The organism is Streptomyces sp. NPDC003393 (genome assembly GCF_053589015.1).
In genome coordinates, this window is sequence record NZ_JBSFRB010000042.1 from 22,522 (window position 1) to 34,897 (window position 12,376).

The 12,376-nt window shown below is 71.2% G+C and carries 11 protein-coding genes; 10 read left to right on the forward strand and 1 reads right to left on the reverse strand.

Going from position 1 to position 12,376, the window contains the following annotated elements:
- Window positions 1-119: 119 nt before the first annotated feature.
- From ACWDUZ_RS30935 to nusB, 4 genes are all read left to right on the forward strand, one after another.
- Window positions 120-1,007: a Pro-rich N-terminal domain-containing protein gene (locus ACWDUZ_RS30935; RefSeq protein WP_451635115.1), complete on the forward strand. Its 888-nt coding sequence runs from the start codon at window positions 120-122 to the stop codon at window positions 1,005-1,007.
- Between the two features lie 150 nt (window positions 1,008-1,157).
- Entirely contained in the window at window positions 1,158-2,264 is a 1,107-nt protein-coding gene (locus ACWDUZ_RS30940; RefSeq protein WP_451635116.1) for an aminopeptidase P family protein, read from the forward strand.
- A gap of 48 nt (window positions 2,265-2,312) precedes the next feature.
- Window positions 2,313-2,879: an elongation factor P gene (efp, locus tag ACWDUZ_RS30945; protein WP_451635117.1), complete on the forward strand. Its 567-nt coding sequence runs from the start codon at window positions 2,313-2,315 to the stop codon at window positions 2,877-2,879.
- Between the two features lie 2 nt (window positions 2,880-2,881).
- Window positions 2,882-3,325 (forward strand): transcription antitermination factor NusB, encoded by a 444-nt coding sequence (gene nusB / locus ACWDUZ_RS30950; protein ID WP_451635118.1) that lies wholly within the window; start codon window positions 2,882-2,884, stop codon window positions 3,323-3,325.
- Between the two features lie 206 nt (window positions 3,326-3,531).
- Here the strand turns inward: nusB and bldD are convergent, their stop codons facing one another.
- Window positions 3,532-4,035 carry a transcriptional regulator BldD gene (bldD, locus tag ACWDUZ_RS30955; protein WP_018570201.1) on the reverse strand — a complete coding sequence of 168 codons (504 nt, stop codon included), beginning with the start codon at window positions 4,033-4,035 and terminating at the stop codon, window positions 3,532-3,534.
- Between the two features lie 330 nt (window positions 4,036-4,365).
- Here bldD and pyrR point away from each other — a divergent pair, with 330 nt between their 5' ends.
- The 6 genes from pyrR (at window position 4,366) to carB (ending at window position 12,349) form a co-directional block, all read left to right on the forward strand.
- On the forward strand, window positions 4,366-4,962 hold the full coding sequence (gene pyrR, locus ACWDUZ_RS30960) for a bifunctional pyr operon transcriptional regulator/uracil phosphoribosyltransferase PyrR (protein WP_451635119.1): 597 nt from the start codon (window positions 4,366-4,368) through the stop codon (window positions 4,960-4,962).
- Between the two features lie 102 nt (window positions 4,963-5,064).
- Window positions 5,065-6,045, forward strand: coding sequence for an aspartate carbamoyltransferase catalytic subunit (locus ACWDUZ_RS30965; RefSeq protein WP_451635120.1), 981 nt, complete (start codon window positions 5,065-5,067; stop codon window positions 6,043-6,045).
- A gap of 5 nt (window positions 6,046-6,050) precedes the next feature.
- Window positions 6,051-7,337, forward strand: coding sequence for a dihydroorotase (locus ACWDUZ_RS30970; RefSeq protein ID WP_451635121.1), 1,287 nt, complete (start codon window positions 6,051-6,053; stop codon window positions 7,335-7,337).
- Window positions 7,334-7,894, forward strand: a complete 561-nt coding sequence (locus ACWDUZ_RS30975) for a PH-like domain-containing protein (protein WP_451635122.1) — start codon at window positions 7,334-7,336, stop codon at window positions 7,892-7,894. Before ACWDUZ_RS30970 ends, ACWDUZ_RS30975 begins: the two co-directional genes overlap by 4 nt.
- Window positions 7,891-9,048, forward strand: a complete 1,158-nt coding sequence (gene carA, locus ACWDUZ_RS30980; RefSeq protein WP_451635123.1) for a glutamine-hydrolyzing carbamoyl-phosphate synthase small subunit — start codon at window positions 7,891-7,893, stop codon at window positions 9,046-9,048. Before ACWDUZ_RS30975 ends, carA begins: the two co-directional genes overlap by 4 nt.
- The gene (carB, locus tag ACWDUZ_RS30985) at window positions 9,041-12,349 is read left to right on the forward strand and encodes a carbamoyl-phosphate synthase large subunit (protein ID WP_451635124.1); all 3,309 of its coding nucleotides are present in this window, start codon (window positions 9,041-9,043) and stop codon (window positions 12,347-12,349) included. The genes carA and carB overlap by 8 nt, the downstream gene beginning before the upstream one ends.
- Window positions 12,350-12,376 lie beyond the last annotated feature (27 nt).

A 12,376-nucleotide genomic window follows, 5' to 3' on the forward strand; every position in this document is an offset into this window, starting at 1 on the left:
ACTTCGGGCCGTCCCCGGCCGTTCACCAAACGGCGGCCGGGGACGGTACCGTTCGGTAGGGAAGCGGGACGGGCCCGCTGCCAGCGCCCATTGCCTTGTACGAGACGGAGTGGCACCGGATGCAGCACGCAGTGGGTTCGCCGCTGCCGCCGCCCCATCAGCCGGGGCAGGGGTCGGCCGCGGGCCGGCCGCCGGCCGCACACCTCCCGGGTCCGTACCACACCGGTGCGCACCTTCCGGGCCCGCCCCAGGGCTCGGCCCCCGTTCCGCCGCCGTCGGCTCCGGGGCGCCCCGGAGCGCAGACGGCACCGCAGCCACCGGTTCCGCCCGGGCCACCGACCCAGGCCGCGCCACCCTCACCGGACGCCACCGGCCACGTCCGGCTGCCGCCCGGCGGCCCGGTCGCCTTCCCTCCCGCGCCACCCGCCCACACCGCGCCCGACCCGACCACCACCACCCTCGCGGTGCTGCTGATCGGACCCGCCGGCGCCGGCAAGACGAGCGTCGCCAAGCACTGGGCCGAGCACCGCCGGGTCCCCACCGCGCACATCAGCCTCGACGACGTCCGCGAGTGGGTCCGCTCCGGCTTCGCCAACCCGCAGTCGGGGTGGAACGACAACTCCGAGGCGCAGTATCGTCTCGCCCGCCGTACGTGCGGGTTCGCCGCGCGCAACTTCCTCGCCAACGGCATCTCGTGCATTCTCGACGACGCCGTGTTCCCCGACCGCCCGGTCGTCGGCCTCGGCGGCTGGAAGCGGCATGTCGGGCCCGGTCTGCTCCCGGTCGTCCTGCTGCCCGGCCTCGACGTCGTCCTGGAGCGCAACGCCGAGCGCTCCGGCAACCGCCGCCTCACCGACGAGGAGGTCGCCCGCATCCACGGCCGCATGGCCGGCTGGTACGGCTCCGGCCTCCCCATCATCGACAACTCCCAGCTCGACATCCCGACCACCGCCCACCTCCTGGACGAGGTCCTGGCCAGAGCCATAGCGAGCCCCCCGGCCTGGTAGCCGGGCCGTCGTCGCGGCGGGCGGCTGGCCGGCACGGCAGCGCCTCGAGCGCGGGTGCGCTCCGCATCCGAGCGGCGCCCCGGAGTACGCGCACCCCCACTCGGCCCCTCTCGAACGGCGATATCCGGCCACGACTCTTACGCTCGGTTCATGTCAGAGGTGTACGCGGCCCGCCGAACCCGGCTACGGGAGCGCTGCAACGCGGGCGGCAGCGCGGCGGCGCTGGTGACTCGACCCGCCAATGTGCGGTACCTCGCGGGCGCGGCCCCGCACGGTGCCGTCCTGCTCCTCGGAAAGCGCGAGGACCTCCTGCTGTGCCAGACCCCACCCGACGACCGGCCCCACGAGGGACGTCCCGACGAGGCGCTGGGCGTCCAGGTCCTGCCCCAGCCCGGCGGCGACCCGGCCGTCGCCGCCGCCGACGTCGCCCAGTCCCAGGGCGCCGAGTCGCTCGCCGTCGAGGAGCACCACCTCACGGTGGCCCGCCACCGGGCCCTCGCCTCGGTGGCCCCCCGGATCCGCCTCGCCGACCTGGGCAGCGCGGTGGAGCAGCTCAGAGTCGTCAAGGACGAGGAGGAGATCTCCTGTCTGAGAATCGGAGCCGAGATCGCCGACCAGGCCCTCGGTGAACTGCTGGAGTCCATCCTCGTGGGCCGCACGGAGCGGCATCTCGCACTGGAGCTGGAGCGGCGGCTGGTCGACCACGGTGCTGACGGCCCGGCCTTCCCCACGTCCGTGGCCACGGGACCGAACTCGGGCCGCCGCGGTCACCGTCCCACGGACCGCCGGGTGGAGGAGGGCGACTTCCTCTCCGTGTGCCTGGGTGCGGCCTACCGGGGCTACCGCTGCGAGATCGGCCGTACGTTCGTGATCGGCACCTCCCCGGCGGACTGGCAGATCCAGCTGTACGACCTGGTCTTCGCCGCTCAGCGGGCCGGCCGGGAGGCGCTGGCACCGGGCGCCGCCTACCGGGACGTGGACCGCGCGGCACGTCAGGTCCTGGACTCCGCCGGGTACGCGGAGGGTCTTCAGCCGCTCACCGGGCACGGTGTCGGACTCGAAATCGACGAGGACCCGCAGTTGGCCCCCGCGGTCATGGGTAAACTGGACGCTTGCGTGCCGGTCACCGTCGAACCGGGGGTCCACCTCCCGGGCCGGGGCGGTGTCCGGATCGATGACACGCTCGTCGTACGCCCCGAGGCGGACGGCGGACCCGAGCTACTCACCATCACGACCAAGGAGCTGCTCGCGCTGTAGGTGCGTGCCCCGGGGTCGTCCACGTAAGTCCAGGAGATTGAAGCAACCGTGGCTTCCACGAACGACCTCAAGAACGGCATGGTGCTCAAGCTCGATGGCGGCCAGCTGTGGTCCGTCGTCGAGTTCCAGCACGTCAAGCCCGGCAAGGGCCCTGCCTTCGTGCGCACCAAGCTCAAGAACGTGCTCTCCGGCAAGGTCGTCGACAAGACCTTCAACGCCGGCGTCAAGGTCGAGACGGCCACCGTCGACAAGCGCGACATGCAGTTCTCCTACATGGACGGCGACTACTTCGTCTTCATGGACATGGAGACCTACGACCAGCTGCACATCGACCGCAAGGTCGTCGGCGACGCCGCCAACTTCCTGGTCGAGGGCTTCGAGGCCACCGTCGCCCAGCACGAGGGCGAGGTGCTCTTCGTCGAGCTGCCCGCGGCCGTCGAGCTGACCGTCGCCGAGACCGAGCCGGGCGTCCAGGGCGACCGCTCCACCGGCGGCACCAAGCCCGCCACGCTGGAGACCGGCCACCAGATCCAGGTCCCGCTCTTCATCACGACCGGCGAGAAGATCAAGGTCGACACCCGTACGAGCGACTACCTCGGCCGGGTGAACAGCTAACCGTGGCTGCCCGCAACACGGCCCGCAAGCGTGCCTTCCAGATCCTCTTCGAGGGCGACCAGCGCGGCGCCGACGTTCTGACCGTGCTCGCGGACTGGATACGGCACGCCCGCAGCGACACCCGGCAGCCGCCGGTGAGCGAGTACACGATGCAGCTGGTCGAAGGCTACTCCGCGCACGCGACCCGCATCGACGAGCTGATCGCGCAGTACGCGGTCGGCTGGACGCTGGACCGCATGCCGGTCGTCGACCGCAACATCCTGCGACTCGGCGCCTACGAGCTGATCTGGGTCGACGAGACCCCGGACGCCGTCGTGCTGGACGAGATGGTGCAGCTGGCGAAGGAGTTCTCCACGGACGAGTCGCCCTCGTTCGTCAACGGCCTGCTCGGCCGGCTGAAGGACCTCAAACCCTCGCTGCGCCGCGACACGAGCAGCGAGGCGTAGCCGGGGACGAGCGCGACAGGCGCAGACACGCCGGAGGGCCCGCAGCGACACCGCTGCGGGCCCTCCGGCGTGTGCGTGGCACTCCGGTCGTCCTGAGCCCCTCCAGGCCCGCAGAACGCCGCCGGGGTGGCCGGAACGAAGCTGTTCCGGCCACCCCGACGGTACGTTTCTGCTGAAGTCCCCGAGCCTGCCGAGACCGGCGGGGCTCAGGCCTCCTCGTGGGACGCGACCGCGCGGCGGGCGTCCGCGTCCAGCACACCCCAGCTGATCAGCTGCTCGGTGAGGACGGAGGGCGACTGGTCGTAGATGACGGCGAGTGTGCGCAGGTCGTCCTGGCGGATCGAGAGCACCTTGCCGTTGTAGTCACCGCGCTGCGACTGGATCGTGGCGGCGTACCGCTGGAGCGGGCCCGCCTTCTCGGCCGGCACCGTGGCCAGCCGCTCCAGGTCCAGAACCAGCTTCGGTGGGGGCTCGGCGGCACCGCCGGGGGTGGTGCCCGGCAGCAGTTCCTGCACGGGGACCCCGTAGAAATCCGCCAGCTCGGCGAGGCGCTGCACGGTCACGGCACGGTCGCCGCGCTCGTACGAGCCGACCACGACCGCCTTCCAGCGTCCCTGGCTCTTCTCCTCGACACCGTGGAGGGAAAGGCCCTGCTGGGTGCGGATCGCCCGGAGCTTGGCCCCGAGCTGTTTGGCGTATTCGCTGGACATATGGCTCCCCGGACACTGTGTCGACGCGGCCGGCAGTGGTTCCGTCCGCGCGGCTGGTAACTCACTGTGAGGTTACGCAGCGTTACTCTGCCGCGTCAAGCCGAATGGTCCGCCGCACCGCTTCCGTGGTACCGGCACTCGATTACTCCGAAGGGGTGATGTGCGGGGAACACAGGGGTGACGGACGGGGGGCGAGCGGGGCGGTGGGGGGGGGGGGGGCGGCACGGGGGGCGCGAGCGGGGCGGTCCGCGGCACCTGCTACCGTTGATGGCGCAAATCCGACGTCCTTTAAGGTCCGTCCCGTGAGGCGGAGAAGGAGGTCCGTTTCGTATGGACAAGCAGGACACGCATGCGAACGCGCAGGCGTCCGCCGCGCGGCCCGTGCTGGAAGGTCCCGACATCGCGCGGGTGCTGACCCGCATCGCCCACGAGATCGTCGAGCGCGCCAAGGGCGCCGACGACGTGGTGCTCCTCGGCATCCCCACCCGGGGCGTCTTCCTCGCCCAGCGGCTCGCCGCCAAGCTGGAGCAGATCACCGAGCGCGGGGTCCCCCACGGCTCGCTCGACATCACCATGTACCGCGACGACCTGCGCATGCAGCCGCCGCGGGCGCTGGCCCGCACCGAGATCCCCGGTGACGGCATCGACGGCAAGCTGGTCGTCCTCGTGGACGACGTGCTCTTCTCCGGCCGCACCATCCGCGCCGCCCTCGACGCCCTGAACGACATCGGGCGCCCCCGCGCCGTGCAGCTCGCCGTCCTCGTCGACCGGGGCCACCGCGAACTGCCCATCCGCGCCGACTACGTCGGCAAGAACCTCCCCACGTCGCTGCGGGAGACGGTCAAGGTCCACCTCGCCGAGGAGGACGGACGCGACACCGTGCTGCTCGGCGCCCAGCCGACCGCCCAGGGCCGGCAGCAGCACTAGCGCACGTGCGCGTACGGCCCGCCGTGCGCCCTCGCGCCGGTGCGTCGCGCCCACGCCTGCCCGGAATCTCCCTTTCCTGAACTGCCTTACGGAGCCTGACAGATGCAGCGTCATCTCATCTCGGCCGCCGACCTCACCCGCGACGACGCCGTCCTGATCCTCGACACCGCCGAGGAGATGGCCCGGGTCGCCGACCGGCCGATCAAGAAACTGCCGACCCTGCGCGGCCGTACCGTCGTCAACCTCTTCTTCGAGGACTCCACGCGCACCCGGATCTCCTTCGAGGCCGCCGAGAAGCGCCTGTCCGCGGACGTCATCAACTTCAGCGCCAAGGGATCGTCGGTGTCCAAGGGCGAGTCCCTGAAGGACACCGCCCAGACCCTGGAGGCCATGGGCGTCGACGCGGTGGTCATCCGGCACAGCGCGTCGGGGGCGCCGTACCGCCTGGCCACCTCCGGCTGGATCGACGCCGTGGTCATCAACGCCGGTGACGGCACCCACCAGCACCCCACGCAGGCGCTGCTCGACGCCTTCACGATGCGCCGCCGGCTGATCGGCCGGGACGCCGGCCTCGGCAAGGACCTGGGCGGTCGGCGGATCACCGTGGTCGGCGACGTCCTGCACAGCCGGGTCGCCCGCTCCAACGTCGACCTGCTGCACACCCTCGGCGCCGAGGTCACCCTCGTCGCCCCGCCCACCCTGCTGCCGGTCGGCGTCGAGTCCTGGCCCTGCGAGGTCTCCTACGACCTCGACGCGACCCTGCCCAAGTCGGACGCGGTGATGATGCTCCGCGTCCAGCGCGAGCGCATGAACGCCGCCTTCTTCCCGACCGAGCGCGAGTACTCCCGGCGCTACGGCCTGGACGCCGACCGCATGGCGCGGATGCCGGAGCACGCCATCGTGATGCACCCCGGGCCCATGGTCCGCGGCATGGAGATCACCGCCGAGGTCGCCGACTCCGAGCGCTGCACCGTCGTCGAGCAGGTCGCCAACGGCGTGTCCATCCGGATGGCCGTCCTGTACCTGCTGCTCGGCGGCAACGAGCCCGCCGTCACCCCCACCCGGACCACCGAGGAGAAGTAACCCTGATGAGCAAGATCCTGATCCGTGGTGCGAAGGTGCTCGGCGGCGAGCCGCAGGACGTGCTGATCGAGGGCGAGACCATCGCCGAGGTGGGCACCGGCCTGAGCGCGGAGGGCGCCGAGGTCGTCGAGGCCGACGGCAAGGTGCTCCTGCCGGGCCTGGTCGACCTCCACACCCATCTGCGCGAGCCGGGCCGCGAGGACTCCGAGACGGTCCTCACCGGCACCCGGGCCGCCGCCTCCGGCGGCTACACGGCCGTGTTCGCCATGGCCAACACCTTCCCCGTCGCCGACACCGCCGGCGTCGTCGAGCAGGTCTGGCGGCTCGGCCGGGAACACGGCTACTGCGACGTGCGGCCCATCGGCGCCGTCACCGTGGGCCTGGAGGGCAGGAAGCTGGCCGAACTGGGCGCGATGCACGAGTCGGCCGCCGGGGTCACCGTCTTCTCCGACGACGGCAAGTGTGTCGACGACGCCGTGATCATGCGCCGGGCGCTGGAGTACGTGAAGGCCTTCGGCGGGGTCGTCGCCCAGCACGCGCAGGAGCCGCGGCTGACCGAGGGCGCCCAGATGAACGAGGGCGTCGTCTCCGCCGAACTGGGCCTGGGCGGCTGGCCCGCGGTCGCCGAGGAGTCGATCATCGCCCGGGACGTCCTGCTCGCCGAGCACGTCGGCTCCCGTGTGCACATCTGCCACCTGTCGACCTCCGGCAGCGTCGAGATCGTGCGCTGGGCCAAGTCCCGCGGCATCGACGTCACCGCCGAGGTCACCCCGCACCACCTCCTGCTCACCGACGAGCTGGTGCGCACCTACAACCCGGTCTACAAGGTCAACCCGCCGCTGCGCACCGAGCGCGACGTCATGGCCCTGCGCGAGGCCCTCGCCGACGGGACCATCGACATCGTCGCCACCGACCACGCCCCGCACCCGCACGAGGACAAGGACTGCGAGTGGGCCGCGGCCGCCATGGGCATGGTCGGCCTGGAGACCGCCCTGTCGGTGGTCCAGGAGACCATGGTCGACACCGGGCTGCTGGACTGGGCGGGCGTCGCCGACCGCATGTCCTTCACGCCGGCCCGGATCGGGCGGGCCGGCGGCCACGGCCGCCCCGTCTCGGCTGGTGAGCCCGCCAACCTCACCCTCGTCGACACGGCATACCGTGGGCAGGTGGACCCCGCGGGCTTCGCCTCGCGCAGCCGCAACACCCCGTACGAGGGACGTGAGCTGCCGGGCCGTGTCACCCACACCTGGCTCCGGGGCAAGGCCACGCTCGTCGACGGGAAGCTCACGTGACACCTGTAATCCTGCTGGCCGAGGCCCAGAAGTCGGCCGACGTCACCGACTGGCCGGCCCGCATCGGCTGGCTCGTCGGACTCCTGCTCTTCATCGCGCTCGTCTACTGGCTGATGCGCGAGGGCTGGAAGTGGCGCGGCACGCTCCAGAGCGACCTGCCCCCGCTGCCCGGCGTGCCCGAGGAGACCGGCGAGGCGAGACTGACGATGAGCGGCCGCTACCACGGCTCCACCACCGCCGGGCAGTGGCTGGACCGGATCGTGGCCCACGGCCTGGGCACCCGCAGCCTGGCCGAGCTCACCCTGACCGACGCGGGCCTGGACGTCGTACGCCCCGGGGCGGCCGACTTCTTCATCCCCGCCGACGCGCTGCGCGGCGCCCGGCTCGACAAGGGCATCGCCGGCAAGGTCCTCACCGAGGGCGGACTGCTGGTGGTGACCTGGGCACACGGCGACAAGCTGATCGACTCCGGCTTCCGCTCCGAGCACGCGGCCGAACACACCGAGTGGGTCGACACCCTGAACCAGATGATCAACGACACGGAAGGCGCACGATGACGACCTCCACAAGGGGAAGCTCCTCACCGAGGAACAAGGCGCTTCCCGCCGTACTCGTCCTGGAGGACGGCCGCACCTTCCGCGGCCGCGCCTTCGGGGCCGTGGGGGAGACCTTCGGCGAAGCCGTGTTCTCCACCGGTATGACCGGCTACCAGGAGACCCTCACCGATCCGTCGTACGACCGCCAGATCGTCGTCGCGACCGCCCCGCAGATCGGCAACACCGGCTGGAACGACGAGGACGACGAGTCGGCGCGGATCTGGGTCTCCGGCTACGTCGTGCGCGACCCCGCGCGCGTGCCGTCCAACTGGCGCGCCAAGCGCTCCCTGGACGACGAGCTGGAGCGGCAGGGCGTGGTCGGCATCTCCGGCATCGACACCCGCGCCCTCACCCGCCACCTGCGCGAGCGCGGCGCCATGCGCGCCGGGATCTTCTCGGGAGAGGCCGTCGCCGCCGACTCCGAACTCCTCGCGCGGGTGCAGGCCCAGCCCCACATGAAGGGCGCGAGCCTGTACGAGGAGGTCGCGACGCGGGAGGCGTACGTCGTCCCCGCGATCGGCGAGAAGCGCTTCACCGTCGCCGCCATCGACCTCGGCATCAAGGGCATGACCCCGAACCGCATGGCCGAGCGCGGCATCGAGGTGCACGTGCTGCCCGCGACCGCGACGGCCGACGACGTCTACGCCGTCAACCCCGACGGGGTGTTCTTCTCCAACGGCCCCGGCGACCCGGCCACCGCCGACGGCCCGGTGGCGCTGATGACCGCCGTTCTGGAGCGGAGGACGCCCCTGTTCGGCATCTGCTTCGGCAACCAGATCCTCGGCCGCGCCCTCGGCTTCGGCACCTACAAGCTCAAGTACGGCCACCGGGGCATCAACCAGCCGGTCCAGGACCGTACGACCGGCAAGGTCGAGGTCACCGCGCACAACCACGGCTTCGCCGTGGACGCGCCGCTCGACAAGGTCAGCGACACGAAGTTCGGGCGCGCCGAGGTCTCCCACGTCTGTCTGAACGACGACGTCGTGGAGGGGCTGCGGCTGCTCGACCAGCCGGCCTTCTCCGTCCAGTACCACCCCGAAGCGGCAGCGGGCCCGCACGACGCCGCCTACCTGTTCGACCGCTTCGTCTCCCTGATGGAGGGCCAGCGTGCCTAAGCGCACCGATATCCAGTCCGTCCTGGTCATCGGCTCCGGCCCGATCGTCATCGGCCAGGCCGCCGAGTTCGACTACTCCGGCACCCAGGCGTGCCGCGTCCTGAGGTCCGAGGGCCTGCGGGTCGTCCTGGTGAACTCCAACCCGGCGACGATCATGACCGACCCGGAGATCGCCGACGCCACCTACGTCGAGCCGATCACCCCCGAGTTCGTCGAGAAGATCATCGCCAAGGAGCGCCCCGACGCGCTGCTGCCCACCCTGGGCGGCCAGACGGCCCTCAACACGGCCATCAAGCTGCACGAGAACGGCGTCCTGGACAAGTACGGCGTCGAGCTGATCGGCGCCAACGTCGAGGCCATCCACAAGGGCGAGGACCGCGACCAGTTCAAGGACGTCGTGGAGGCCGTCCGCCGCAGGACCGGCCACGGCGAGTCCGCCCGCTCGGTGATCTGCCACACCATGGACGAGGTGCTCGCCGGCGTCGACGAGCTCGGCGGCTACCCGGTCGTCGTCCGCCCCTCCTTCACCATGGGCGGCGCCGGCTCCGGCTTCGCCCACGACGAGGACGAACTGCGCCGCATCGCCGGCACCGGCCTCGCGCTCTCCCCGACCACCGAGGTGCTCCTGGAGGAGTCCATCCTCGGCTGGAAGGAGTACGAGCTGGAGCTGATGCGCGACAAGCACGACAACGTCGTGGTCGTCTGCTCCATCGAGAACTTCGACCCGATGGGCGTGCACACCGGCGACTCGATCACCGTCGCCCCGGCGATGACGCTCACCGACCGCGAGTACCAGGTCCTGCGCGACATCGGCATCGCCGTCATCCGCGAGGTCGGCGTCGACACCGGCGGCTGCAACATCCAGTTCGCGGTGAACCCCGAGGACGGTCGCGTGATCGTCATCGAGATGAACCCGCGCGTCTCCCGCTCCTCGGCCCTGGCCTCCAAGGCGACCGGCTTCCCGATCGCCAAGATCGCCGCCAAGCTCGCCGTCGGCTACACCCTCGACGAGATCCCCAACGACATCACCCAGGAGACCCCGGCCTCCTTCGAGCCGACCCTGGACTACGTCGTCGTCAAGGCGCCCCGGTTCGCCTTCGAGAAGTTCCCGCAGGCCGACTCCACGCTGACCACCACCATGAAGTCGGTCGGCGAGGCCATGGCCATCGGCCGCAACTTCACCGAGGCCTTCCAGAAGGCGCTGCGCTCGCTGGAGAAGAAGGGCAGCCAGTTCACGTTCGTCGGCGAGACCGGCGACAAGGACGCGCTGCTGCGCGAGGCCGTACGCCCCACCGACGGCCGGATCAACACGGTCATGCAGGCCATCCGGGCGGGCGCCACCCCCGAGGAGGTCTTCGAGCACACGAAGATCGACCCCTGGTTCGTCGACCAGCTCTTCCTGATCAAGGAGACCGCGGACGAGCTGACCGAGGCCCCCGAGCTCACCCCCGGCCTGCTGGCCGAGGCGAAGCGGCACGGCTTCTCCGACCAGCAGATCGCCGAGATCCGCGGCCTGCGCGAGGACGTCGTCCGCGAGGTACGGCACGCGCTCGGCATCCGCCCGGTCTACAAGACGGTCGACACCTGCGCCGCCGAGTTCGCCGCGCGGACGCCGTACTTCTACTCCTCCTACGACGAGGAGAGCGAGGTCGCCCCGCGCGAGAAGCCCGCGGTGATCATCCTGGGCTCCGGGCCCAACCGCATCGGCCAGGGCATCGAGTTCGACTACTCCTGCGTCCACGCCTCCTTCGCGCTGTCCGACGCCGGGTACGAGACCGTGATGGTCAACTGCAACCCGGAGACCGTCTCCACCGACTACGACACCTCCGACCGGCTGTACTTCGAGCCGCTCACCCTGGAGGACGTCCTGGAGATCGTCCACGCGGAGCGGCAGGCCGGCCCGGTCGCCGGTGTCGTCGTCCAGCTCGGCGGCCAGACCCCGCTGGGCCTCGCCCAGGCGCTCAAGGACAACGGCGTGCCGATCGTGGGCACGTCCCCCGAGGCGATCCACGCCGCCGAGGACCGGGGCGCCTTCGGGCGGGTCCTGGCCGAGGCGGGCCTGCCCGCCCCCAAGCACGGCACCGCCACCACCTTCGCCCAGGCCAAGACGATCGCCGACGAGATCGGCTACCCGGTCCTCGTGAGGCCGTCCTACGTCCTCGGCGGACGCGGCATGGAGATCGTCTACGACGAGGCGCGCCTGGAGGCGTACATCGCCGAGTCCACCGAGATCAGCCCCTCCCGGCCGGTCCTGGTCGACCGCTTCCTGGACGACGCCATAGAGATCGACGTCGACGCCCTCTACGACGGCGAGGAGCTGTACCTGGGCGGCGTCATGGAGCACATCGAGGAGGCCGGCATCCACTCCGGCGACTCGGCGTGCGCCCTGCCGCCGATCACGCTCGGCGGCTTCGACATCAAGCGCCTGCGCGCCTCCACGGAGGCCATCGCGCGCGGTGTCGGTGTGCGCGGACTGATCAACATCCAGTTCGCGCTGGCCGGCGACATCCTCTATGTCCTGGAGGCCAACCCGCGCGCCTCCCGCACGGTCCCCTTCACCTCCAAGGCGACCGCCGTGCCGCTGGCCAAGGCCGCCGCCCGCATCTCCCTGGGCGCGACCGTCGCCGAGCTGCGCGCGGAGGGCCTGCTGCCGAAGAACGGCGACGGCGGCACCATGCCGCTGGACGCGCCGATCTCCGTCAAGGAGGCGGTCATGCCGTGGACGCGGTTCCGCGACATCCAGGGCCGCGGCGTCGACACCGTCCTCGGCCCGGAGATGCGCTCCACCGGGGAGGTCATGGGCATCGACTCCGTCTTCGGCACGGCCTACGCCAAGTCGCAGTCGGGCGCCTACGGTCCGCTGCCCACCAAGGGCCGCGCGTTCATCTCGGTCGCCAACCGGGACAAGCGCTCGATGATCTTCCCGGCCCGGGAGCTGGTCGCCCACGGCTTCGAGCTGCTCGCCACCTCCGGCACCGCCGAGGTGCTCAAGCGCAACGGCATCAACGCCACCGTCGTGCGCAAGCAGTCCGAGGGCACCGGCCCGAACGGCGAGCGGACCATCGTCCAGCTCATCCACGACGGCGAGGTCGACCTCATCGTCAACACCCCGTACGGCACCGGCGGCCGTCTCGACGGCTACGACATCCGTACGGCGGCCGTGGCACGGTCCGTGCCGTGCCTGACGACGGTCCAGGCCCTCGCCGCGGCGGTCCAGGGCATCGACGCCCTCAACCACGGCGACGTGGGCGTGCGTTCCCTCCAGGAACACGCCGAATTCCTGACCGCGGCCCGCGACTAGCAGCCCCGAGGGGGACACCGGAAACGG